Genomic DNA, 24,059 nt, shown 5'->3' on the forward strand with positions numbered 1-24,059 from the left:
CTCCCACCTGCCGGGCCGTCCGCCCGGTGATTGTTGCGTTCTCCTCTAGCCCAGAGCGGGGCGAAAGTGAACGCGCAGCTGCCGAAGTCAGCATGCGAACGCCGGGCAGACGGATCCGCCCGGCGCTCAGGATTGGCCCTACTCGGCCGGTTGAATGGTGCCGACATCGATGTCGGGTTCGCCGTCCTTCGTCTCATGGTAGTTCGAGCCGATGCCCGGCTGACGCACGCCGGTCCAGGCACCCACGAAGTGACGCTTGATGTCCACCCCGATGGCGTACATCGCCGGCACGAGGAAGAGCGTCAGGAACAGGGCGAACACGACCGCGAAGCCCAGGGCAACGACCATCGGTTTCAGAAACTGCGCCTGGGTCGACGTCTCGGCCATCATCGGCAGGATGCCGAGGAAGGTCGTGACCGAGGTCAGGATGATCGGGCGGAAGCGTTGCACGCCCGCGTCGATCAGCGCCTGGAAGGCGCCCACCCCGTTGGCCCTCAACCGGTTCACGAAGTCGACCAGCACCAGGTTGTCGTTGATCACGACCCCGGCTGCCGCCCCGACTCCGAAATAGGAGAACAGGCCGAACGAGATCCCGAAGAAGAGGTGGCCGAACAGGGCGCCCGCGAGCGCGAAGGGGATCGCGATCAGGATCAGCAGGGGCTGGGCGTAGGATTTGAAGGCGATGGCCAGCAGGATGTAGATGCCGCCCAGCATCAGGACGACGAGCCGGGCAAGTTCTGCCATGAATTCGCGCTCACCCTCCGATTCACCGGTCTCCTCCCGGCTGACGCCCGGGTGACGCTGTTCCCATTCCGGGAAGAAGTTCTGCTCCAGATTCTGCGACACTTCCTGACGCGCGGCCGGGTCGGTCAGCTCGGCGCTGACGGTCACCGTGCGCATGCGGTCGCGGCGGCTGATCCGGTTCAGACCCGGCGCGTATTCGACGTCTGCAATCGTGGCCAGCGGCACTTCGCGGCCATCGGCCGTACGGATGCGGAAATCATTCAGCGTGTCGAGCGAGGCCCGGGCTTCCCGCGGGAAGCGCAGCATCACGCGGACGTCCTGGCCGTTGCGCGGCAGGCGCTGGATTTCCTCGCCATAAAAGGCCTGGCGTATCTGGCGGGTCACGTCGGCAAGCGTCAGTCCAAGCGCCTGGGCATCCGGGCGCAGGGTGAACTGAAGCTCGTCGAGCGAGGATTGCAGATTGTCGACCACGTCATAGAGCGTGTCGTAGCTGCGCAATTCTTCCTTCAGGTCGTCGGCCGCCGCCCGCAGGGCGTCGAGATCGGTGTGGCTGAGAGCGAAAACCACGCTCGTTCCGCCGCCGTCAAGCGAGGTGTCGAGGCGGACTTCCTCGGCATCCGGGATCGGACCGAGGAATTCGCGCATCTGCTGGGCCACGTCGCGCGTCGGCAAATGGCCGGGACGTTCCGGCGGTTCCGGCAGGGTGATCCAGGCGCGCACGCCGCCATCAGTGGCCAGCGTGGCGCGGCCGAGGATCATGTCGCCTTCACCCGGGAACATTTCGGCGTAATAGGCCTGCGTCTCTTCCTCGGCGCGCTCCAGTTGCGCGCGGACCTGCTCGGTCCGGTTCCAGGGCGTGCCTTCGGCCAGCGTGATATTCACCCGGATCATCGTCGACTCGATCTCCGGCATGAAGACCGACCCCACCCGGTTGGTCATCTGCAGGCCGATCGCCAGTACGAACACGCCGATGAAGAAGAAGAGCGTCGAGTAACGGCGCTGAACCGCGAAGACCGCGACCGGACGATAGATGTGCCGGGCGAACCAGATCATCGAGTCGGCGATGCGTTCCTGCAGGTCGAGCAGAGGCTTGAAGAAGCCGCGGTTCTCCTGCGGTTTCATGTGCGCCAGGTGTGCCGGCAGGATCAGCAGCGATTCGACCAGCGAGAAGCCAAGCGCGGCAATCACCACGATCGAGATCTGTGCGGTGTATTGCACCACCGGTCCGGTCAGCAGCATCCAGGGCGCGAACATCATCATCGTCGTGATGACGGCGAAGACGACAGGCTTCAGCACCATCTGGGTGCCGACCACCGCGGCCGTCAGGCCCGTCTCGCCCCGCTCGACGCGGTTGTGGATGTTCTCGCCGACGATGATGGCGTCATCGACGACGATGCCGATCACGATCAGGAAGGCGAACAAGGACAGCATGTTCAGCGTCACGCCGAAGGCCGGCAGGACCATGAAGGCGCCGAGGAAGGCCACGCCGATCCCGACCGTCACCCAAAGCGCCACGATGGGCCGTAGGAAGAGGATCAGGGTCAGCATCACGAGCAGCATGCCGAAGATGGCGCTCGACAGGATCGTCTCCATCCGGCCGCGATAATCGTCCGCGCCGTCCAGCCAGGACGTCAGCTGAACATTGTCCGGCAGTTCGGCATTCTTGCGTTCGATATAGTCGGCGACGCCGTTCGATACGGTCACAACATCGGTGTTCTCGCCCGACATGACCGACACCAGCGCCATCGTCTCGCCGTTGAACGTGCCGTGGATGTTGGCGTCCACGAGGCCGTCCATGACCTCGGCGACGTCATCGATGCGGATCGTGCCGCCCGCCGACGTCTGGCGGATGATGATGTCTTCGAAATCCTCGGCGGAGTCCGCCAGCTGGCGGGCCGTCAGAGGCACGTCGCCGATGTCGGTGCGAACATTGCCGGCCGAGGCATTCAGCGAGGACGAGCGCACTGCTCGGGCGATCTCGTCGAAGGTCAGCCCGTAGCGGCGCATCGCTTCCTGGTCGACCTCGATGGCGACTTCCTCAGGCACGACCGACATCAATTCGACGAGGGAGGCACCGGGAACCTGGGAGGCCACCTCGTCGCGGATTTCCTCGGCAATGCGCTGCAGGTCACGGCGGGGCATGTCGCCATGCACCGCGAAGATCACGATCTGGTTCTGGTCGCGCAGCTGGGCAATGTTCGGACGGTAGGATGAGGGCGGCAGGTTGTTGACCGAGTTCACCCGCTGTTCGATCTGGTTCACGAAATCCTGGGTGTCCACCGAGCTGAAACCCTCGATGCGGACATAGGCCGAGCCTTCACGCGCGGATGCGTAGATCGTGTCGATGCCATCAACGTCAGACACCGCTTCCTCGATGCGCAGGATGATCTGCTCTTCGACTTCCTGCGGCGAGGCGCCGGGCCAGGCCACGGTGATCTCGGCGCCCGGGAAGGTCGCGGACGGGAAGACTTCGCGGTTCATCGCGAAATATCCGAGGACGCCGCCGACGATGGCCACCAGCATCAAGAGATTGGCGGCGACGGAATTCTGGGCCCACCAGGCAATGATGCCGCGGTGTTCGGTCTGGTGATTGGGGTCGGTCATGGCCGTCTCCTCCGCGCGCTGAGCGCGACTTCCTATTCGGCGCTGGCGAGATTGGCCGCCTGCTCGCCCTGTTCGTCGGTTTCGGTTTCGTCGCCGGCTTCTTCCTCATCGGAAGAGAGGTCAGCGCTGAATTCCGGCAATTCCTCGCCTTCGGCGGTCAGCGTCCGGATGCGCATGCCGTTCGAGGCCGCGCGCACCGGCGAGGTGATGGCCATTTCGCCCTCGTGTACATCGCCGGAGACGATCAGACGGTCGCGGCTGGACGCAATCACGCTGATGTTACGGAAGACGAGCGTACCGCCTGCTTCCGCGACATAGACCGTGTCGGTGCCCCGCAAGGCCGATCGCGGCATGACATAGGCATCCTGCACCGTGCGTCCTTCGACCTCCGCATCCACGAATAGGCCGACCGGCAGAGGCGCGCCATTCTGTGCGGCAGCCTGACCGTACGGGTCGTTGACCACGGCGATGGCGTAGAGCACCCGGGTCTGAGGGTCGATCGTGCTGTCCGTGCGCACGAGTTGGGCCTGCCATTCGCGATGCGTTCCCGCGAGTTCGGCCGACAGGGTCACATTCGGGCCGGGATTGGCCTCGGTCGCCTGGAAGGCCACCGGAATGTTCAGCATCGACAGTTGGGAATTGGTCAGCGGCAGGCGGATCTGGACGGCGTCCGTGGCGAACACCTGGCCGAGGCGAGCACCGGGACCGACATACTGGCCGAGATCGGCGGACTTGGTCCGGACCCGGCCGGCGAAGGGCGCGGAAATCCGGGTCCGTTGCAGGTTGAGACGGGCTTCCTGAAGCTGGGCTTCGGCCGCGGCCAGGGCGGCCTGCGCCTGGGCCATCTGCGGCTGACGCAGGGTCAGGGGCGAGGCCTGGCCTTCACCGAGCTCTTCCCACTCCCGGGCGGCGAGGTCGGCTTCGGCTTCCTCGCGGACGAGGGCCTGACGGGCCTGGGCGACCTGCGCCGACGCGCGGGTTACCGCGAGACGGTAGTCGGCATCGTCGATCTCGATCAAGGTTTCGCCGGCTTCGAAAAATCCGCCCTCGATGAAGTTCGGGTTCACATAAGTGATGCGGCCGGCGACTTGCGGGACCAGATCGATCTCGGTCAACGGGCTGACTTCACCCTGGGTTTCGACATGGAGCACCACGTCAGTGCGCTCGATCGGCGCGGCGAATACCGCAACCGGCCGCGGGCGCGGATCCACGCGCTCGGGTGTGGGGGCCGTGACCTGCATCACGATGAAGGCGGCCACGAAGGCCACGATGACGCCGACGGGCAGGAAAATGCCGACGAGACGGGATTTCGTCTTGTTCATAACGGTCTCCTATTCCTGCGCCGCGGCCGGGAGGGCGGGGAGGAAGTCGCCTCCGAGGGCGAGATAGATGTCCACACGATTGGTGGCCCGCTCGCGGCGGGCACTGATCAGAAGGCTCTCGGCGCTGATTCTACGGCTCTGCGCGTCGAGCAGTTCAAAGATGGTTGCGAGGCCGGACCGGTATTGCCGCTCGACCAGACCTTCGGCCGCAGCGGCCTGTTCGAAGGCCTCGGTCTGGGCCGCGAGACGGTCCGCCAGTAGCGCGTCCGAATAGATCGCGTCCTCTGCTTCACGCCAGGCCGACAGCACCGTGTTCACATAGGTGTGGAGCTGGGCGCGTGCGGCCGCTTCGGAGCGGTCGCGTTCGGCTCGCAGAGCCCCGCCCGACCAGATCGGCGCAGTGAGCGATCCGATCAAATTGCTCACCAGCGTGTCGGCGTCGAGCAGGTCGCCCAGGTCGCCGCCGCCGGTTCCGGTCCGGCCGGTCAGGGAGAGTCGGGGCAGGAGCGCGCGGCGGGCTTCGCTGGCGCGATAGCCCGAGGCGTTCAGACGCGCTTCGGCCGCGAGAATGTCGGGGCGCCGGACCAGGAGGTCGGCCGGTTGGCCGAGGCCCTGAATGTCGCCGAGAACCGGCAGATCGGCGTCATGCTCGATCGCGTTCGCCGGGTAGCGGCCCAGCAGGATTTCAAGCGAACGCGCTGCGGAAGCCTCGATGCGCTGGCGGCTGGCCAGGGTCGAGCGGCTCGATGCGAGGGCGCTGCGGAAGGTTCGCACGTCCGAAGAACGCGCCACGCCCGCCTCGAAGCGCCGTTCCACGAAGGAGAGAGAGCGCTCCTTCATTTCGACGTCCCGGACGGAAAGGTCGGTTTGCAGACGGGCTTCCAGCAGGGCGAACCAGGCCTTGGCGACTTGCGCCGCGAGCGAGAGGCGTGCGGCGTCCAGATCGGCGGCACTGGCTTCGGCTTCGGCCAAGCCCGCGCGGGCGCGATCGCCGAGGCGGCCCCAGACATCGGCTTCCCACGACACAGTCAGGTCGGCACCGAAGCTGTTGCCACCACCGGCACGGGTTTCAGTCCGGGTGGCGTCGCCGCTCGCCCCGATCGAAGGCAGGCGGCCGGAATTCGCAGCGCGTGCGGAGGCCCGGGCCGCGTCGAAACGGGCCGCTGCGGCCGCAACCGACGGGTTGGCCCGCTGGGCTTCGGCGATCAGTTCACCCAATCGCGGATCGTTGAAGGTAGCGACCCAGTCGACCGGCAATTGACCAGTCTCGACCGGACCGCTCCAGGCGGAACCGGCCGCGGGAAGCGCGGCTGTGCCCTGCGTCAGATCGGTGCTGGCGCAAGACGTTGCGGTGAGGCTCACCGCAGCGAGGAGGAGGAGACGACGTTTCATATTATTGTGCAGATGCTCCGCATCGGAATTTTGGATGCATCCTATGGGCGCACTCTCGAATGTCAACAAACTTTTATCGAAAAACGCTAAATGCATAGCGAGGAACATGAAAAGCCTCTCGATTTTCGTGATGTGTTGCCGGGTCCGCGTCGGAGCAACCGTTTACGAAAGCAAACAAAATGCGCAGAGACGGTGACCGGACTCCCCTCATGCGCGAGCGCGTGTCACAACACGGGTGCAATACTTCAATTCAGCCCGGCCAACGAGTGAACTTTGAGCAACCTTGATTCCCAGATTCGTGAGCGCACACGGCTTCGCCGCCGCGATGTCATCGCGCTGACCGCGATCATGACGATGGTGTTCGTCGTGCTCGCCATGACTGGCGGGATCGGTATCTGGGAAGCGATCGCCGCAGTGGCCGCGGTCGCGGCGCTGGGCTTCATCTACTACCTTCTGGTCACCGCGCCGGTCAGGCGGGAACCCCCTGCGATCATCGCCCCCGCGGCACGGCCGGTGGAGAACCCGCTACACCTTGCCGATACGATCGTCGCACGGCTGCCGACTCCGGTTCTGGTCATCGGCCCGGGAGGCCGGATCGAACAGGCCAATCCGGCGGCGCGGGATTTCCTTGGCCTCGGCGCGGAGGGGGCGCAGCTGTCGGCCGTGCTGCGTCAGCCCAAAGTGCTGGAGTCGATCTCCGGCGCTTTGCGCGGAGAGGCCCAGAAACCCGTGGAGTATTCCACATTTGCGCCGATGGAGAGCCATATCCGGGCGCATGTGATCCCGCTCAAGACCGGACTGGAGGGCCCGTTTCCGTGGCGGGCGCTGCTGGTGATGTCGGACGAGACTTCGATCAAGCGCGCCGACCGGATGCGCGCCGACTTCCTGGCCAATGCCAGTCATGAATTGCGGACGCCGCTGGCTTCGCTGGCAGGCTTCATCGAGACGTTGCGCGGCCATGCCCGCGAGGACATCGGCGCGCGCGACCGCTTCCTGTCGATCATGCAGGACCAGACCGAACGGATGCGGCGCCTGATTGACGATCTTCTGTCACTGAGCCGGGTGGAAATGGACGAACACCTGCCGCCGAGCGACGAGGTCGATGTCGCAGCGATCGCACGCGACACGGTCGATGTACTCGGGCCGATCGCGCGCGAGAAGGGCGTGATGATCGAGGCCGATGCCGATGAGCGCGCCATCGTGACCGGCCAGCGCGACCAGTTGATCGAAGTCGCCCAGAACCTGGTCGAGAACGCGATCAAGTATTCCGTCAGCGGATCGCGCGTGGTTATCGAGGTGCGCGGCGGGCTGACCCGCGAGCAGGCCGAACACTCCAGTCACTCGCTCGGCAACCAGGCTGCGCGCGTGACGATTGCGGTGCCGAGCGGATCGGCGTCCGGTCAGGCCAAGCGCCGATTCGCGGTCATACGGGTGCGCGATGCGGGAGTCGGGATCGAACGCCGGCACCTGCCGCGCCTGTCGGAACGATTCTACCGGGTCGACGGCCAGAAAAGCGGCCCCAAGGAAGGCACCGGGCTGGGCCTTGCCATCGTGAAGCACATTGTCAGCCGGCACCGCGGCGGCTTCGTCGTGGAAAGCGCGCAGGGCGAAGGGTCCGTCTTCTCGGTCTTCCTGCCCATGCCAGTTGAGAAACCGGCGATCCAGGAGGCCGGTCCCGCTCGGTCTTGAGTCCACGGTGGATGTCACGAAACTGTTGTGGAACTGACATACTGCCGCAGCGAGGCACGGTGTAGAGGCTGGCCGGATTGGACGGGTTTTGATCCGTCCAGTGAATGACAGACAGCACTGGATACCGATCTTCATGTCCGTCAGCGCGATCACAGGTCTTGCCCTGCTCGTCCTGATTGCGGCCGCATTCTATGCGGGCCGTGCGCGCGCTGTTGCGGTGTCCGGAGACCGGCCGGTCCAGCTTCACTCCCTGCCCAATTACCATGGCTATTTTCTGGCTGCCTGGACCGCGATTCCGGCGCTTTCCGTCGTTCTGATTGCCACACTCGTCGAGCGTCAGCTCGGCATGGCGGCCTGGCCGTCCGCACTTCTGACGGCGGCGCTCAGCGTGCTGGCCGGCCTTGCGGGCCTGACGCTTGCGCGGCGGCGCATCAGCACCGGTTTCCGGGCCCGCAATCATGTCGAGCGCCTGATCGACATGATCCTTCTGGCCAGTTCGGTGATCGCGATCCTGACAACGGTGGGCATCGTGGCGTCGCTGCTGTTCGAGTCGCTGCGCTTCTTCGAGGCGATCGACTGGCGCATTGACCGTTTCCTGTTCGGCCTGCACTGGAGCCCGCAGATCGCGATCCGAGCCGACCAGGTGGGCCAGTCCGGCGCGTTCGGTGCCGTGCCGCTGTTTGCCGGCACTGCGATGATCACGCTGATCGCGATGATCGTGGCCGCGCCGGTCGGTCTGTTTTCGGCGATCTACCTGTCCGAATATGCCGGCCCGGCGACGCGCCGCATCGTGAAGCCGCTCCTGGAAATCCTCGCGGGCATCCCGACCGTCGTTTATGGCTTCTTCGCGCTGCTCACCATTGGCCCCGCGATCCGCGGCGCGGCTGAATGGGTTGGTGATCTGACCGGAATCGTCGCGCTGCAGAATGCGGTGACCCAGAGCGCGCTTTCGGCCGGACTGGTAATGGGCGTGATGATCATCCCCTTCGTCTCCTCGCTGTCGGACGACGTGATCAACGCCGTGCCGCAATCGCTGCGCGATGGCTCCTATGCCATGGGCGCCACGAAGTCGGAGACCGTGCGGGAAGTCATTCTCCCGGCCGCGCTGCCGGGCATTGTCGGTGCGTTGCTGCTGGCGGTCAGCCGCGCAGTCGGGGAAACGATGATCGTGGTCATGGCCGCCGGACAGGGCGCGAACCTGACCGGCAATCCGTTCGAATCGGTCACCACGATCACGGTGCAGATCGTGATGCTGCTGACCGGCGACCAGGAATTCGACAGTCCGAAGACGCTGTCGGCGTTCGCGCTGGGCCTCGTCCTCTTCGTGTTCACGCTCGTGCTGAACGTGATCGCACTCCGGGTCGTTCAGAAATACCGGGAAAAGTATGATTAGTGCCGACCGCCAGTCCGCCGTGCAGAAGCGGCTGCTCAAGCGCTATCGCGACGAGGCGCGGTTCCGGGCGTTCGGAATTGCCGCGATCGTGTTTGCGCTGGCGATGCTGGCGCTGCTGATCGGGTCGATCGGCAGCCAGGCGATTTCGGCCTTCTCGGTGAACGAGTTGACGCTTCAGGTGACGCTCGACGCCGAGCGTGTCGATCCCGACGGCGACCGCAGTCCGGAATCGCTGCGCCGCGGCAGCTATAACGGCCTGCTTCAGGATGCGCTCCGGGCGCAATTCCCGGACGTGACCGACCGGGCGCAGCTTCGCGACCTGTTCGGCCTCTACACGCCGCTGGTGGCCGCACGCCTGCTGAACCAGGTCGCCGATCACCCCCAGTCCGTCGGGCAGACAATCGACTTCACCTTCCCGATCTCGGATCATGCCGATCTCTACCTGAAGGGTCAGATCACCGGCAGCGACAGCGCGTCCCTCTCGGGCGGGTTCACGATCGCGCGGCAGGATGGCCGGGCCATGATCGTATCCGAGACCGGTGCATTCGCGACCGTTCTTGACGCGGTCCGTGCCGACCTCGACCTGCGCGCCGATGCGCTCGAGGCACGTGCCGCCCGCTATGAAACGCGTTCGGAAGCTGCCGGCGATGCGGCCCGGTCCGAACAGGTGGCCGGCGATGCCGAAACCGCCCGGGTTCAGGCCGCTGCGCTTCGGGCTCAGACCGGGGATGACAGCGGGGATCTGGAACTGACGCCGCAATTGCCGAGCCGCCTTGTCCGGATTGCCGGCGGTTTCATGGCGATCGACACGATCTCGGCCGACGGGCGCACCGTGTCGGGCACATTCCTGGTGTCCCCCGAAGCGGATGCATCGGACGAGGCCGAGATCCTGTCCCTGTCTGTGCCGCAGGCCGATCGGCGTTTTTCCGACGCGCAGATCGCCTGGACCGAAACACTGGTCGCCCGCGGGCTCGTCAGAGAAGGGTTCAACACCTGGCTGTTCACCAATGCCGACAGCCGCGAACCGGAACTGGCCGGTGTCCTTGGAGCGATGATCGGTACGGTCCTGACCATCGCCGTCACGATGGCGCTGGCGATGCCGATCGGCGTCTTCACGGCGATCTATCTCGAGGAATTCGCGCCGAAGAACCGGCTGACGGACCTGATCGAGGTCAACATCAACAATCTCGCGGCGGTCCCGTCCATCGTGTTCGGCCTGCTCGGCCTCGCAGTCTTCATCAACACGTTCGGCCTGCCGCGATCGGCGCCGCTGGTTGGTGGCATGGTGCTGGCGCTGATGACGCTGCCCACGATCATCATTTCCGCGCGCGCCGCGCTCAAGGCCGTGCCGCCCTCGATCCGCGAGGCAGCCCTCGGCGTTGGCGCATCGAAGACACAAACTGTCTTCCACCACGTGCTGCCGCTCGCCGCGCCAGGCATATTGACCGGGTCGATCATCGGCATGGCCCAGGCGATGGGCGAGACCGCGCCGCTGCTGATGATCGGCATGGTCGCCTTCATCGCCGACGTGCCGTCGCTGAGCCTGGATGGCCTGACCGAACCGGCGACGGTGATGCCGGTCCAGATTTTCCTGTGGTCGGACGGTGCCGAGCGTGCCTTCGAGGCCCGCACGGCCGCGGCCATCATCGTGCTGCTCGGCCTGATGATCTCCTTCAACGCGCTGGCGGTCTTCCTCCGCCGGCGTTTCGAAACCCGTTGGTAGAATGGACGGCGTGAACGCATGAGTACGGTCTATCACGACACGCAGATCGAGAATGCCAAGGTCGCGCTCGACGCGGTCGGAGTCACCTATGGCAGCAAGACCGCGGTCAGTGGCGTGTCGCTGCGCATTCCCGACCGCTCGGTCACGGCATTCATCGGCCCGTCGGGCTGCGGCAAGTCCACCGTTCTGCGGACCATCAACCGGATGAATGACACGATCGACATCGCCCGGGTATCCGGCTCGGTGAAGATCGACGGCGAGGAAATCAATTCCAAGTCGGTCGACCCGGTGGTGCTGCGCGCGCGCGTCGGCATGGTGTTCCAGAAGCCGAACCCGTTTCCGAAATCGATCTACGACAACATTGCCTACGGCCCGCGTATTCACGGTCTTGCATCCGGCAAGTCGGAACTCGACGCGATCGTCGAAACCAGCCTGAAGAAGGCCGGCCTGTGGAACGAGGTCGCCGACCGTCTCGACCAGCCCGGCACCAGCCTTTCGGGCGGACAGCAGCAACGTCTTGTCATCGCCCGTGCCATCGCGGTTTCGCCCGAAGTGATCCTGATGGACGAGCCGTGTTCCGCGCTCGACCCGATCGCCACCGCGAAGATCGAGGAACTGATCGACGAATTGCGCGAGAATTACTGCATCATCATCGTGACGCACTCGATGGCGCAGGCGGCGCGCGTGTCGCAGATGACCGCCTTCTTCCACCTCGGCGATCTGGTCGAATACGGCCCGACCGAGGCGATCTTCACCAATCCGCGCGACCAGCGCACCCAGGACTATATCACGGGCCGCTTCGGCTGATGTCGTCCGACGAAAGACAGGCAATGAACACGAATTTCCAGACCCATACCGTCAAATCATTCGGCGAGGAGCTCGACCGGCTCTCCGACGACGTGGCGCGGATGGGCGGACTGGTCGAGACCCTGGTTTCCGATTGCCTTCAGGCGGTGATGCGCCGCGATGGCGACCTGGCCGACAGCGTGATCGAGCGGGATCGTCAGGTCGACCAGATGGAGCGCGACATCGAAAAGCGCGTGATCCGGCTGTTCGCGCTGCGCCAGCCGATGGCTACCGATCTGCGCATGACGATCGCGGCCTACCGGATCAGTCACGAGCTGGAACGGATCGGCGATCTCGCGAAGAACATTGCCCGCCGCTGCCGCGTGCTGAACGAGAGCGAGCCGCACGAGATGACGCGCAGCGTCGACCGGATGGGACGCCTCGTCGTCAGCCAGCTGCATGAAGTGCTGAATGCGTTCTCGGCCGGATCGCTCGACGATGCGCATTCGGCGATGAAGACGGATGACGAGATCGACGAGATCTACAACAGCCTGTTCCGCGAGCTTCTGACCTACATGATGGAAGATGCACGCACGATCTCGCCGTCGACGCAGATGCTGTTCGTCGCGAAGAATCTCGAACGGATCGGCGACCACAACACCAATATTGCGGAAATGGTTCACTACGTCCTGACCGGGGAAGACTGGCGGCGCGACCGCAGCATGTCCGATCCGGACCGGGAATCCTGAGGAGAGCGTCATGCAGCCCCATATCCTCGTGATCGAAGACGAAGACGCGCTGGCCACATTGCTTCAGTACAATCTCGAGAAGGAGGGCTATCTCGTCTCGGTCGCCGGTGACGGCGAGGAAGCGATGATGCTGGCCGAGGAGAGCAATCCCGACCTCGTGCTTGTCGACTGGATGCTGCCGAAAGTGTCGGGCATCGAGGTCTGCCGCCGTCTGCGCGGCCGGCAGGAGTCGCGCAACGTGCCGATCATCATGCTGACCGCGCGAGGCGAGGAAGCCGACCGGATCCGCGGACTCGACACCGGCGCCGACGACTATGTCGTGAAACCGTTCTCGATGACCGAACTCTTTGCCCGCATCCGCGCGGTGATGCGGCGGATCCGCCCGGGTCTGGCCGACGACCAGGTGCGCTGCGGCGACATCGTGATCGACCGCGTGGCGCATCGGGTGAAGCGGGATGGCACGGAAGTGCATCTCGGTCCGACGGAATTCCGCCTGCTCGACTATCTGATGCAGCATCCCGGCCGCGTCTTCTCCCGAGAGCAGCTGCTTGATGCGGTCTGGGGCTCGGACGTCTATGTCGAAGCGCGCACCGTCGATGTGCATATCGGCCGCCTGCGCAAGGCGCTGAACAATGCCGGCGAGGGCGACCCGATCCGCACCGTCCGGTCGGCCGGCTACGCACTCGACGCCGAACGCGCCTAAAAGAAAGGCGGCTGCCGGGGCAGCCGCCTGTCAGTCGGTGTCGAACCGGAAGGCCTAGAAATTCAGGCGCCGCGTCGCAGCCAGCGAGTCGAGCACGGCCGCAGCGTCTGAGGTCTTGCGGCGGCGCTTCTGCTGCGGCTGGTAGGCCATCTTGGCATGAGCGTCGCAATAGGCGTTGCCGGGATCGGACTTGCGGCCGCAGAAGCGGAAATCGCCGGTCGCCGGATCGCCGATCGGCCATTTGCACATCGAGTCCTTCAGCGTCAGCACGGTCGCGAATTCGCCATTGGGAAGCGGTTCGGGTTCCGGCGCCTTCACCGGCTCGCGCGTGGCGGGTGCGGTTTCGGCGGTGACGCGCGGCTTGGCCGGCTGCGCCGTGGGGCGCGGACGCGGCGTCGGGGTCGGGCGGCGGACCGGTCGGGACGGCGTGGCGCGGCCCGACAGACCCAGACGGTGTACCTTGCCGATCACGGCATTGCGTGTGACGCCGCCCAGCTGCTTGGCGATCTGGCTCGCCGAGAGGCCGTCGGCCCACAGCTTCTTCAACATTTCGACGCGTTCGTCGGTCCAGGCCATGGCGCTCAATCTCCCTCCGGAAACCCCGTTATCCATACAACCTGTTGAGGGTCATTTTCGTTGTACCCCAACATATCGTGGCTGTTGCTAGATACAGTATCCAGAATGATCCGACTCACAAGATGCGGTCGCTGATTCGCCTGTGGAAAGCTGATTCGTGTCGCAGCGGCCGGTTGTGCCCCTTGCCCGAAACGGCGGCGCGGTTTAGCTCCGGACCATGACCGACCCGCATCCTACCGTCCTTCACCTGCCGCGCCGGATCGGCGCGATCAACACGCTCGGCCTGTGGACTCTCTACCGGAAGGAAGTGCAGCGATTCCTCAAGGTCTTCGTGCAGACGCTGCTGGCGCCGGCGGTCACGACCTGGCTGTTCATCATCGTGTTTTCGCTGGCCTTCGGTCAGAACCGTCCGGCCGTCGACGGTGTGCCCTTCGTGGAATTCCTGGCGCCGGGCCTGATCCTGATGAGCATCCTCAACAACGCATTCGCGAATTCGTCGTCCTCGATCCTCGTCTCGAAGGTCCAGGGCAATACGGTCGACTATCTGATGCCGCCGATCTCCGCAGGTGAACTCGCGACGGCCTTCATCGCCGGGGCGGCGACGCGCGGCCTGCTGGTGGGCGCGTTCACGGCGGCGGCGATGCTGCCCTTTATCGACCTGGTTCCGGACGTGCCCTGGGCGGCGCTCTATTTCGGGATCGGTGCGGCGCTGATGCTGGGCATGGTCGGGGTGATCGGCGGGGTCTGGGCGGAAAAATTCGACCACATGGCTGCGGTGACGAATTTCATCATCATGCCGCTCACCTTCCTGTCCGGGACATTCTATTCGGTGTCGATCCTGCCCGAGCCCTTCCAGACGCTCAGCCACTGGAATCCGTTCTTCTACATGATTGACGGTTTCCGCTACGGCTTCACCGGCCATGCCGACGGCAATGTGATCATCGGCGCTGCGGTGGTCGCTGCCATCAATCTGGTGCTGCTGATCGCCTGCTATCTGGTGCTGCGGTCAGGCTGGCGCTTGAAGACCTGACAGGACAGGCTTACACCCCGTTTCGACAGACACGCCATGCGCCGCGCCTCGGATCACGATGCGCGGCGTTTGCCTAGAGGAGAGACCGACATGCCCGCTCCGTTGATGGACACCTATTCCCCGCCCGATCTCGACTTCGTGCGCGGCGACGGCGTCTGGATGATCACGGACTCGGGCGAGCGCTATCTCGACTTCATCGCCGGCATTGCGGTGAATGCTCTGGGTCACAACCATCCCGCACTCGTGGGCGCGCTGAAGGCGCAAGCCGACAAGCTGTGGCACACCTCGAACATGTTCCGCGTGCCGGGACAGCTCGAACTGGCGAAAAAATACACCGAGCACACTTTCGCCGACCGGGTCTTCTTCACCAATTCCGGCACCGAGGCGATCGAGTGCGCGATCAAGACGGCGCGGCACTATTTCTTCGCCAAGGGCGAGCCGCACCGGTATCGCATCATCACCTTCACGGGTGCCTTCCACGGCCGCTCCTACGGCGCGATCAATGCCGGCGGCAATCCGAAATATCTCGAAGGCTTCGGCCCGCAGATGGAGGGCTTCGACCAGATCGCATTCGGCGATCACGACGCGCTTCATGCGGCCGTGACCGAGGAAACCGCCGCGATCCTGGTCGAGCCGGTCCAGGGCGAGGGCGGTGTCCGAGCGGTGCCCGATCATTGCCTGCGGGGCCTACGCGAATTGTGCGACGAAAAAGGCCTGCTGCTGATCTATGACGAGGTCCAGTGCGGTGCCGGCCGGACCGGAAAGTTGTTCGCCCATGAATGGGCCGAGCGCGCCCAGCCGGACATCATGGCCGTGGCCAAGGGTGTCGGCGGGGGATTTCCGATGGGAGCCTGCCTGACCACCGACGCCGCCGGCGAGCACATGAAGATGGGCACGCACGGATCGACCTTCGGCGGCAATCCGCTGGCCATGGCCGTCGGCAATGCGGTGTTCGACGAACTGACCCGGCCGGGTTTCCTCGACCATGTGGTCGATGTCGCGGGCTTCCTGAAACAGCAGCTTCATGGACTGGCGGACACCTATCCCGACGTGGTCGAGGAAGTGCGCGGCCGCGGCCTGCTGATCGGTCTGAAGCTGAAGGAGGCCGTCGTGGCGCGCGATTTCGTCGCCAGCGTCCGCGATCGCGGACTGCTGATCGGCGCGGCCGGCGACAATGTTGCCCGGATGGCGCCGCCGCTGACGATCACGGAGGCCGAGGCCCGCATTGCACTGGACAAGCTCGACGGGGCGCTGAAGGCCGCGTCGCAGTCGCTCAAGGGATGAGCGAGCCGGCCCACAGCCTCGGCGCGGACGACAATATCGTCGCCGCCTTCCAGATCGAGAACCGGCCGGTGCGCGGGCGAATTGCCCGGCTCGGCTCGACGCTCGATCTGATCGCCGGTGCGCACGACTATCCCAGACCTGTTGCCCGGCTGGTCGCCGAAGCGGCCATCCTGGCGGTTCTGGTGGGGGATGCGCTGAAGTTCGACGGACGGCTGATCGTGCAAGCCAATGGCGAGGGTCCTGTCCGCTTCGTGGTGGCGGAATGGGTCAAGGGCCGGGGCGTGCGCGCGATGGCCCAGATGGTCCCCGGCGAAACGGTTGCCGACGATGCCGGTCTGAACGATCTGCTGGGGAATGGTTCGTTCGCAATGACGATTGATCCCGGCGAGGGCATGGAACGCTATCAGGGACTCGTGTCTCTCGAAGGCGACAGCCTGTCGGATTGCGCCGAGACCTATTTCGCCCAGTCGGAACAGGTGCCGACGATGATCCGCATTGCGGCCGGCGAAGTGGTGACCGGTACCGGGCCCTCGCAGTGGCGCGGCAGCGGTGCCATCGTGCAGGCGATCGCTCCCGATGCGGCGCGCGGCGATGTCGCCGAGGATTGGGACCATGTCCGCGCCCTGTTCGGCACGATCGCGCCGGACGAGCTGATCGACCCGGCGATCTCGGCTGGCGATCTGCTGTTCCGGCTGTTCCACGAGGACGGGGTGCGGATGTTCGAACCCGTTTCCGTGCCGCGCTACTGTCCATGCACGACGGCGAAGCTGGTCAACGTGCTCGCGAGTTTCGACCCGGCGGAGATCGGGGACGACGATCCCGTCGCGATGACCTGTGAATACTGCAACAAGCGCTTCGAGTTCGCGCAGGCCGAAATCGCGGCGGCGCGGTCGTCCTCGCAAGGCTAGCTTTTCCAGAATCTCGGCGTCAGGAAGACCAGGACGGTGATGACCTCAAGCCGGCCGATCAGCATGTTCGCCGTCATCACCCATTTCGCCGGGTCGGGCAGGGGCTGGAACGTGCCGGCCGGACCGATCATGGGGCCCAGGCCGGGGCCGACATTGGCCAGCGAGGTTGCCGCGCCCGACAGGGCGGTGACGGTATCCAGCCCCATCGCGTTCAGGATGATCGCGCTGACGATGAAGATCAGGATGAAGGCGAAGAGAAAACCCAGCACGGAATAGACGGTCTGCTGGCTCACGACCTGGTTGCCATAGCGCATCGGCGTGATGGCATTGGGGTGGACCAGCGAGACCAGGTGGCGGCGGATCGCGAGAATGGCGATCTGGTAGCGGAAGATCTTCACCGAACAGGTCGTCGAGCCGGCGCACCCCCCGGCAAACATCAGGGCAAACAGGCTGGCTTGCGCGATCGGACCCCAGGCATTGAAGTCCGCCGTGGCATAGCCGGTACCGGTGATCACCGAGACGGCGTTTACCGCGGCGAAACGCCAGGCCGACTCATTGCCGTGCGCGCCGGTTGCCATCAGCAGAACGGTCAGAATGACGGTGGCGGCGACGACGAGGGTGAGGAAGCCGCGAACCTGCGGGTCGCGCCAGAGCGCGGACGGCCGTCCGCGTAGCGCCACCAGCCAAGCCACGAAGGGCAGGGCGGCGACGATCATGAAGACGAGCGCGACAAGATCGCCGCCTTCGTCGAGGAAAGCCCCGATCGACGCATCGCGGGTGGAATACCCCCCGGTCGCGATCGTTGTCATGGCGTGGGCGATGGAGTCGAAAGTCGAAAGACCGACAGCCGAGTAGCACAGCGCGCACAGGATGGTGAGGCCGAGATAGAGCGCGGCGATCGCGGCGGCGATCTGGGCGGCGCGCGGCAGGATCTTCTCCGAGTTGTCGGAGGATTCGAGGCGGAAAAGCTGCATGCCGCCGACGCCGAGCAGCGGCCACACCGCCATCGCGGTGACGATGATCCCGATGCCACCGATCCATTGCAGAATCGCCCGCCACATCAGGAGCCCGCGTGGCTGGGTGTCGAGCCCGGTGATGACGGTTGCCCCCGTCGTGGTCAGGCCGGACATGGATTCGAAGATCGCGTCGGTCCAGTCGAGACCGATTCCGGAATAGCGCATGGGAATGGCGGCCCACAGGGCCAGAACCGCCCACGACCCGGCGGTCAGGATGAAGCCGGCGCGAACCGACAGGTTCGAATTGTCGCCGCGCGAGGCCATGGCCATCACGCTGCCGGCGACGATGCCGATGAAGCCTGTCGACAGGAAGGCGCGCGCGCTGTCACCCCGGCCGTCATGCAGGTCGAGCAGGAAGGGCACGATCATCGCCGCGGAGAGGACGATGATCAGCGTGCCGATGACGAAGATGATGGGACGGATGGAAGCGGTCACGGGACGCCTGGCCGCGCGCTCAGTGCAGCGCCGGTCGGTCGAACGGAGTGTCGAGCGAGAAGGAGGGGATGCGGGCAGCAAAGCGCGACCCGTCTTCGCGGCGCATCTGGTAATTGCCGCTCATGAAGCCCGACGACGTGCCGAGCGGCGCGCCCGACGTATAGCGGAAGCTCTCGCCCGGGCGCAGGACCGGTTGTTCTCCCACCACGCCGTCACCGCGCACGATCTCGATCCGGCCGCGCGAATCGGTGATTTCCCACTCGCGCGATACCAGCTGCAGCGTGCCCTCGCCGCGGTTCTCGATCTCGATCGTGTAAGCCCAGACGAAGCGGCCCTCGTCGGGATCGGATTCCTCGTCGAGATAGTCGGGTTCGACGCGAATCCACACGCCTTCGGTTTCGCATTCATACATGGCCGCCCTCCGGTCCGCGTTCAGACCGTTGCCCCGCATTCTCCGATGGCGCGGGCGCTGGCTCAAGCCCCGTCCTTCGGTTAGACCCGATCTTCCGCACCGATCCCTTCAAGCCGCGACGGATGGCCGCCCATGACCGAGACCGGAATTCTCAACGACCGGCGCCTGCGCACCTTGATCGCCAGCGATGCCATCCTGGGGCTGAGCCCGTTCGAGGACGGCCAGATCCAGCCGGCCAGCGTCGATCTGCGGCTGGGAACGACGGCCTACCGTCTGCGGGCCAGCTTCCTGCCCGGGACTGACCACACCGTCCGCGACCGGCTGGACAGCGATGTCGTGATGCACAGGCTCGACCTCAGCGAAGGCGCGGTGCTTGAAACCGGCTGCGTGTATCTGGCGCCGCTGCAGGAAAGCCTGAAGCTGCCCGCCGGGATCAGCGCGGCGATGAATCCGAAGAGCTCGACCGGGCGGCTCGACGTCTTCACGCGCGTGATCGCGGATAACGCCGCGGCCTTCGATCAGGCTCCGGAAGGGTATGAAGGCCCGCTCTATGTCGAGATCTGTCCGCGCACCTTCTCGATTCTCGCCCGGCCCGGCGACCGCCTGGTCCAGGCGCGCCTGCGCACCGGAGGGCGGCAGCCGGGACGCGATATTACCGTCAGCGTCGATCTGAAGGGCAATGGGTCCGGCCCGATCGGCTACCGGGCGCGCCGCCATGCCGGCCTGATCGACCTGAAGAAGGTCGGCGGTCACGATCCGTCCATCTTCTGGGAACCGATTCCGGCGGGTGATGGCCGTCTGGTGCTCGATCCGGGCGAATTCTACATCCTCGCCTCCCGCGAGGCGGTCGAGATCCCGCTGGACGAGGCTGCGGAAATGGCTCCGATCGCCCCTGAAATCGGCGAGTTCCGGGCGCATTATGCCGGCTTTTTCGACCCCGGTTTCGGCGTCGAATCGATCGGCGGCAAGGGCGGGCGGGCGGTATTGGAGGTGCGTGGCCACGACGTGCCCTTCATCCTCGAACACGGGCAGCCGGTCGCAAAACTCGTCTTCGAACCGATGACGGACCGGCCGGAACGGCCCTATGGAACAGCGGGTTCGCACTATCAGGCGCAACACCTGAAGCTTGCGAAGCATTTCGGTCCTATCTGAGGTTTTTTGGCCTCCGCCTGCAATCTTTGCCTTGCCCCCCGGCGTCCCCGGACCACAATATAACGTCCATGTGTCTGTAACCGGGGAGTAAGACATGCGTCAGTTGCTAGCCGCCGCGGCCCTCGCCGCGATGGTGTTAGGGGGGAGTGCCCACGCCCAGCAGCCGCCTGCCATTGAAGCCTATGCCGCAAACGACGCAATGACGTCAGTGCGCATTTCGCCGAATGGACAGCGCCTGGCCATGCTGGCTTCACAAGGGGATGAGCGCCGCATCATCGTGACCGGAATTGACGGATCGGGATCGCGCGTCCTGTCGGTCTCCGACGAGGAAGGGATCTCTCCACTGAGCGTTCAGTGGATGAATGACGACTACCTTGCCGTTCGTTTTGTCGAACGTCGCAACGTCAATGCCGGCGCGTTCCAGGCGAATGTGTCGCGAATCGGCATGCTCGCGGCCGATGGTCGCGATTTCGAGGAAATGCCCCCTTCGACCCAGATTGTCGCCCTGCTGCCGAACGATCCGGACCACGTCCTGATCTCTCTGCCGACGATCCGTGATGACCGGTTTTCGGCGCAAGGCCGCACTGGCGCGGAAGACGGCATGTCGGCGACCGTCGGCCTGTTCCGCTACAACATGCGTCAGAACCGCCGTTACCAGGTTTCCGTCGGTGAGGCGGATACGGCCGGATTCGTCATTGATCAGACCGGTGAGCCGGTTCTGCGTTACGACAACGACAACGAGAACCGCCGTTTCGAGATTTTCACGCGTAACGGCAGTGGTTGGCGGACCGCCTATCGCAGCGACTACACGGTCGAACGCTACGGCCGGGGGAACCGGGCGCGGCGAATCCGCACCAATGTCGGATCGCCGGCCGGCCTGACCGGCGAAGGCCTGCGCGTGTGGACGTCCTCGCTGCCGATCGGCGCGGACGTGCGCCAGGCCTTCATCTTCGATCCGGAAACGGGAGAAACGGAAGGCCCGATGTTCGACACCAATGGTGCGGACTTCGGCGGCTATCTCACCGACTGGCGCGACAACAGCGTCATCGGCGCCTACTGGGACGATGGCGTCCCGCACTACGAGTATTTCGACTCGCCCTGGCGTGAACTGCAGGCGCAGCTGGAAGCCACCTTCCCCGGCAGCGTCGTGCGGATGACGACCTGGGACCGTTCGGGCAATCGCATCGTTGTGCAACGCGAACTGGGGGGTTCCGCAGGCGCCTATTACCTGTTCGACCGCACCGCCGGTTCGCTGTCGCTGATCGGCCGCCAGCGCCCCAACATTCCGGACGAATGGGTGGCGGAAGTGCTGCCCGTCGACTACCGGGCGCGTGATGGCCGCACGATCCTGGCCTATGTCACCCTGCCGCCGGGCCGCGAACTGGAAAACCTGCCGCTGGTCGTGCTGCCGCATGGCGGTCCGCAGGCGCGGGATTTCTACGGCTTCGATCCGTGGGCGCAAATCCTTGCGTCGCGCGGCTATGTCGTGATCCAGCCGCAATTCCGCGGGTCGGAAGGCTTCGGTCAATCCTTCATCGAGGCGGGCCACAATGAGTGGGGCCGGGCGATGCAGGACGACGTGTCCGACACGATCGGATATCTCGCCGGCCAGAACATCGTCGACGAGGACCGCGTCTGCATTTTCGGCTGGTCCTATGGCGGCTATGCCGCGCTGGCGGGTGCCACGCTGACGCCCGAACTCTACCAGTGCGCCATCGCCGGTGCGCCGGTGTCGGACATCTTCGAGATGATGAGCTGGGTCGAGGGCCGCGAATACGGCGCGGTCGGCGGCGCGGTCGACTACTGGACCGAATACATAGGCGACTGGCGCCGGGAAGAGGCGCGGATCCGTTCGATCTCGCCGCGCCAGAACATCTCCGACCGCACGCCGCCCATCCTGCTGGTGCACGGTTCGGAAGACACGATCGTTCCGGTCGAGCAGGCGCATATCATGGCGGAGTCCCTGAACGCGGCCGGTCGTCCGAACGAGTTCGTGGAAATCGAAGGCGGTCCGCACGTCTCCGTGCTGATGACGCCGGATCACAACCAGCAGCTCTACGAAGCGATGCTGAGCTTCCTCGATCGGTACAATCCCGCCGACTGAGACCTGAAAACCGGGGGGCGCCGCGACGTCGCGGCGCCCCTGTTTTCTTCGGACGCGGCCTCTCTCTGAAGCCCATCCGGCAGGGAGAGACACCATGTCCTCACGCACGATCGCAGCGTTGGCTGCCCTGACGATCCACGGCATCGCAGCGGCACAGGACGGTCCGCCGCTTGATGCGTCGCTCGAACCCTTTGCCACCCTGCCGGCGCTGCAGTCGGTGGAAGTGTCGCCCAGCGGTCAGCGCCTGGCGTCGATGTGCAGCGGCGGTGAATTGCCGACCCTGTGCGTCTACGACCTCACCGGCGGATCGGCCCCGTTCGCTCTCGAACCCTGGCGGGACGGGGAAATCGTCGACTATTTCTGGGCGCGAGACCGCTATCTGGTGTTCACGGTCCGCAGTTATGAGAGCTTCCGGGGCAGCGAAGTCTATTACAGCCGTTCGGTCGCGTTCGATGTCGAGACCCGCAACGGCGTGCAGCTTCTGAACAATTTCGGGCAGATCTATTCGTCGCTCTTTGCCTCGATGAACATCGATACGCCCGACACGATCATCATGGAAATCCGGACGGGCAACGGCCTGGAACGGTTCGACGTGTCGCTTGCGGACGGGGAGGGCCGGTCGATTCACCGCGCCCGCGATCACATCACCTATGACGTGCTGGATCCCGAAGGCGAGATCGTTGCCGAGCAATACATCAACATCAACCAGTCGCTCTACGAGGTGCGCCGGCCCGGCACCCGGCGCGACCCCTTCTATTCGGGTCGCCACCTGTCCGACCGCCCGGACATTCTCGGCTTCATCGATGGCGGGAGCGCGCTGGCGATGGTGTTCTCCGAGGGCCCCAATCGCGGGCTCCAGCGTCTTGATCTCGAGGCCGGCGGTGTGACGGCGGTCGCGATTCCCGGATTGCCGTCCGGCATGGTCTATGCCCCGATCATCGATCGCCACCATAACGAACTGGTCGGTGTCGGTCTGAGCAATGACGACCTGCCCGATCAGATATTCATCGACGAGGAGCTGGCCGGCATCCAGGCCGCCCTTCTGGGGGCGCTCGGGACCGAGCGAGTCAATCTGGAATCCTGGTCGAGCGACCGGTCCATCGTGGTCGCATCGGCCTTCAGCCGCGGTGTGCCGGAAGTCTTCTACGTCTTCAACACGGTGTCTGGCGAAGTCTCCGTCCTCGGCGAGGCCTATCCAGGTCTGGCGAACCGGCCGACCGGCGAGGTCATCTCGCTGTCCTACGATGCCGGCGACGGGCTCTCGATTCCCGCATTGCTGACCTTGCCGCCCGGGATGAACCAGGACGACGGTCCGTTCACGCTGATCGTCCTGCCCCATGGCGGCCCGCAGCTGCGCGACTATGCGACCTTCGACTGGATGGCACAGGCCTACGCCTCGCTCGGATATGCGGTATTGCAGCCGAATTTCCGGGGCTCGGCCGGCTACGGGCAGGACTTCGTGGCCGCAGGCTATGGCGAGTTCGGACGCCGGATGGTCACCGACTCGATCGAAGGGGCGCAAATCCTTGTGCGTGAAGGTCTGGCGCGTCCGGGCTATTGTATCGTCGGGGCGTCCTATGGCGGCTATGCCTCGCTGATGGCCGGCATTCTCGATCCGGAGAATGTGCGGTGCGTCATCGCGATCAACGCGGTCAGCGATCCCCACGCCATGCTCGGCGATAATTATGCAAGCGGCCGGTTGATCGGGCTCGACTATTGGGAGCGCTATATCGGCTCGCTTTACATGGACCGGGACAACCGGCGCGCCATCGCACCGGTGCTTCGGGCCGGCGAAATCCGGGCGCCGCTGCTTCTGATGCACGGGGCGAACGATCTGACCGTTCCGGTGGAGCAGAGCCGCGGGATCGAGCGGGTGATGCGCGACTCACCGCTGCTGACCTATCGGGAAATCGAGTCGCAGGACCATTATCTGTCGACCGGATCGTCGCGCGCCCGCGTGCTGGCCGAAACGGCGGCCTTTCTCGCCGAACACTACCCGGTGGAATAGTTCGCCGAACGGCGGCTCCGTCTTGGCGG

18 protein-coding genes are annotated in these 24,059 nt (G+C 65.0%); 12 read left to right on the plus strand and 6 right to left on the minus strand.

The features are described from left to right. Positions 1–138: 138 nt before the first annotated feature. From ACFOOR_RS09700 to ACFOOR_RS09710, 3 genes are read right to left on the minus strand one after another with little or no spacing between them, the layout of a single operon-like run. Entirely contained in the window at positions 139–3,348 is a 3,210-nt protein-coding gene (locus tag ACFOOR_RS09700) for an efflux RND transporter permease subunit (RefSeq protein ID WP_343164170.1), read from the minus strand. Between the two features lie 32 nt (positions 3,349–3,380). Continuing rightward, positions 3,381–4,670: an efflux RND transporter periplasmic adaptor subunit gene (locus ACFOOR_RS09705; protein WP_343164171.1), complete on the minus strand. Its 1,290-nt coding sequence runs from the start codon at positions 4,668–4,670 to the stop codon at positions 3,381–3,383. A 9-nt stretch (positions 4,671–4,679) separates the two neighbouring features. Next, the gene (locus tag ACFOOR_RS09710) at positions 4,680–6,062 is read right to left on the minus strand and encodes an efflux transporter outer membrane subunit (protein ID WP_343164172.1); all 1,383 of its coding nucleotides are present in this window, start codon (positions 6,060–6,062) and stop codon (positions 4,680–4,682) included. A 273-nt stretch (positions 6,063–6,335) separates the two neighbouring features. Between ACFOOR_RS09710 and ACFOOR_RS09715 the strand changes: the two genes are divergently transcribed. From ACFOOR_RS09715 to phoB, 6 genes are all read left to right on the plus strand, one after another. Further along, a complete protein-coding gene (locus ACFOOR_RS09715; protein WP_343164173.1) occupies positions 6,336–7,751 on the plus strand; it encodes an ATP-binding protein in 1,416 nt (471 codons plus the stop codon). A 133-nt stretch (positions 7,752–7,884) separates the two neighbouring features. Next, positions 7,885–9,144: a phosphate ABC transporter permease subunit PstC gene (gene pstC, locus ACFOOR_RS09720; protein WP_343164174.1), complete on the plus strand. Its 1,260-nt coding sequence runs from the start codon at positions 7,885–7,887 to the stop codon at positions 9,142–9,144. Beyond that, entirely contained in the window at positions 9,137–10,867 is a 1,731-nt protein-coding gene (gene pstA, locus ACFOOR_RS09725) for a phosphate ABC transporter permease PstA (RefSeq protein WP_343164175.1), read from the plus strand. Before pstC ends, pstA begins: the two co-directional genes overlap by 8 nt. 18 nt (positions 10,868–10,885) lie before the next feature. Next, positions 10,886–11,674 (plus strand): phosphate ABC transporter ATP-binding protein PstB, encoded by a 789-nt coding sequence (gene pstB / locus ACFOOR_RS09730; protein ID WP_343164176.1) that lies wholly within the window; start codon positions 10,886–10,888, stop codon positions 11,672–11,674. A gap of 23 nt (positions 11,675–11,697) precedes the next feature. Next, entirely contained in the window at positions 11,698–12,402 is a 705-nt protein-coding gene (gene phoU, locus ACFOOR_RS09735) for a phosphate signaling complex protein PhoU (RefSeq protein ID WP_343164177.1), read from the plus strand. A 10-nt stretch (positions 12,403–12,412) separates the two neighbouring features. Beyond that, positions 12,413–13,105 (plus strand): phosphate regulon transcriptional regulator PhoB, encoded by a 693-nt coding sequence (gene phoB, locus ACFOOR_RS09740; protein ID WP_236955578.1) that lies wholly within the window; start codon positions 12,413–12,415, stop codon positions 13,103–13,105. Positions 13,106–13,159: 54 nt separating this feature from the next. Here the strand turns inward: phoB and ACFOOR_RS09745 are convergent, their stop codons facing one another. Next, positions 13,160–13,681, minus strand: coding sequence for a GcrA family cell cycle regulator (locus ACFOOR_RS09745; protein ID WP_343164178.1), 522 nt, complete (start codon positions 13,679–13,681; stop codon positions 13,160–13,162). Between the two features lie 217 nt (positions 13,682–13,898). On the opposite strand from ACFOOR_RS09745, the gene ACFOOR_RS09750 reads away from it, so the two are divergent. From ACFOOR_RS09750 to ACFOOR_RS09760, 3 genes are all read left to right on the plus strand, one after another. Beyond that, a complete protein-coding gene (locus ACFOOR_RS09750; RefSeq protein ID WP_343164179.1) occupies positions 13,899–14,711 on the plus strand; it encodes an ABC transporter permease in 813 nt (270 codons plus the stop codon). Between the two features lie 90 nt (positions 14,712–14,801). After that, entirely contained in the window at positions 14,802–15,995 is a 1,194-nt protein-coding gene (locus ACFOOR_RS09755) for an aspartate aminotransferase family protein (RefSeq protein ID WP_343164180.1), read from the plus strand. Beyond that, positions 15,992–16,903 carry an Hsp33 family molecular chaperone HslO gene (locus tag ACFOOR_RS09760; protein ID WP_343164181.1) on the plus strand — a complete coding sequence of 304 codons (912 nt, stop codon included), beginning with the start codon at positions 15,992–15,994 and terminating at the stop codon, positions 16,901–16,903. Before ACFOOR_RS09755 ends, ACFOOR_RS09760 begins: the two co-directional genes overlap by 4 nt. Here the strand turns inward: ACFOOR_RS09760 and ACFOOR_RS09765 are convergent. Continuing rightward, a complete protein-coding gene (locus tag ACFOOR_RS09765; protein WP_343164182.1) occupies positions 16,900–18,354 on the minus strand; it encodes a TrkH family potassium uptake protein in 1,455 nt (484 codons plus the stop codon). The two genes, ACFOOR_RS09760 and ACFOOR_RS09765, sit on opposite strands and share 4 nt — an antisense overlap. 19 nt (positions 18,355–18,373) lie before the next feature. Further along, on the minus strand, positions 18,374–18,766 hold the full coding sequence (gene apaG / locus ACFOOR_RS09770; protein ID WP_343164183.1) for a Co2+/Mg2+ efflux protein ApaG: 393 nt from the start codon (positions 18,764–18,766) through the stop codon (positions 18,374–18,376). Positions 18,767–18,898: 132 nt separating this feature from the next. Here apaG and ACFOOR_RS09775 point away from each other — a divergent pair, with 132 nt between their 5' ends. From ACFOOR_RS09775 to ACFOOR_RS09785, 3 genes are all read left to right on the plus strand, one after another. Beyond that, the gene (locus ACFOOR_RS09775; RefSeq protein WP_343164184.1) at positions 18,899–19,918 is read left to right on the plus strand and encodes a 2'-deoxycytidine 5'-triphosphate deaminase; all 1,020 of its coding nucleotides are present in this window, start codon (positions 18,899–18,901) and stop codon (positions 19,916–19,918) included. Positions 19,919–20,012: 94 nt separating this feature from the next. Next, entirely contained in the window at positions 20,013–22,022 is a 2,010-nt protein-coding gene (locus tag ACFOOR_RS09780; RefSeq protein ID WP_343164185.1) for a S9 family peptidase, read from the plus strand. Between the two features lie 94 nt (positions 22,023–22,116). Continuing rightward, on the plus strand, positions 22,117–24,030 hold the full coding sequence (locus ACFOOR_RS09785) for an alpha/beta hydrolase family protein (protein WP_343164186.1): 1,914 nt from the start codon (positions 22,117–22,119) through the stop codon (positions 24,028–24,030). Positions 24,031–24,059: the final 29 nt, after the last annotated feature.

Source organism: Hyphobacterium vulgare (genome assembly GCF_042643335.1).
GTDB lineage: Bacteria > Pseudomonadota > Alphaproteobacteria > Caulobacterales > Maricaulaceae > Hyphobacterium > Hyphobacterium vulgare.

Excerpts from the sequence above, each read along its gene's own strand:
- ACFOOR_RS09760 (WP_343164181.1), top strand. The coding sequence starts at position 15,992 with ATGAGCGAGCCGGCCCACAGCCTCGGCGCGGACGACAATATCGTCGCC.
- pstC (WP_343164174.1), top strand. The coding sequence starts at position 7,885 with ATGTCCGTCAGCGCGATCACAGGTCTTGCCCTGCTCGTCCTGATTGCG.
- ACFOOR_RS09700 (WP_343164170.1), bottom strand. The coding sequence starts at position 3,348 with ATGACCGACCCCAATCACCAGACCGAACACCGCGGCATCATTGCCTGG.
- ACFOOR_RS09710 (WP_343164172.1), bottom strand. The coding sequence starts at position 6,062 with ATGAAACGTCGTCTCCTCCTCCTCGCTGCGGTGAGCCTCACCGCAACG.
- ACFOOR_RS09780 (WP_343164185.1), top strand. The coding sequence starts at position 20,013 with ATGCGTCAGTTGCTAGCCGCCGCGGCCCTCGCCGCGATGGTGTTAGGG.
- phoU (WP_343164177.1), top strand. The coding sequence starts at position 11,698 with ATGAACACGAATTTCCAGACCCATACCGTCAAATCATTCGGCGAGGAG.
- apaG (WP_343164183.1), bottom strand. The coding sequence starts at position 18,766 with ATGTATGAATGCGAAACCGAAGGCGTGTGGATTCGCGTCGAACCCGAC.
- ACFOOR_RS09745 (WP_343164178.1), bottom strand. The coding sequence starts at position 13,681 with ATGGCCTGGACCGACGAACGCGTCGAAATGTTGAAGAAGCTGTGGGCC.
- ACFOOR_RS09705 (WP_343164171.1), bottom strand. The coding sequence starts at position 4,670 with ATGAACAAGACGAAATCCCGTCTCGTCGGCATTTTCCTGCCCGTCGGC.
- ACFOOR_RS09775 (WP_343164184.1), top strand. The coding sequence starts at position 18,899 with ATGACCGAGACCGGAATTCTCAACGACCGGCGCCTGCGCACCTTGATC.
- pstB (WP_343164176.1), top strand. The coding sequence starts at position 10,886 with ATGAGTACGGTCTATCACGACACGCAGATCGAGAATGCCAAGGTCGCG.
- ACFOOR_RS09755 (WP_343164180.1), top strand. The coding sequence starts at position 14,802 with ATGCCCGCTCCGTTGATGGACACCTATTCCCCGCCCGATCTCGACTTC.
- ACFOOR_RS09750 (WP_343164179.1), top strand. The coding sequence starts at position 13,899 with ATGACCGACCCGCATCCTACCGTCCTTCACCTGCCGCGCCGGATCGGC.
- phoB (WP_236955578.1), top strand. The coding sequence starts at position 12,413 with ATGCAGCCCCATATCCTCGTGATCGAAGACGAAGACGCGCTGGCCACA.
- pstA (WP_343164175.1), top strand. The coding sequence starts at position 9,137 with ATGATTAGTGCCGACCGCCAGTCCGCCGTGCAGAAGCGGCTGCTCAAG.
- ACFOOR_RS09785 (WP_343164186.1), top strand. The coding sequence starts at position 22,117 with ATGTCCTCACGCACGATCGCAGCGTTGGCTGCCCTGACGATCCACGGC.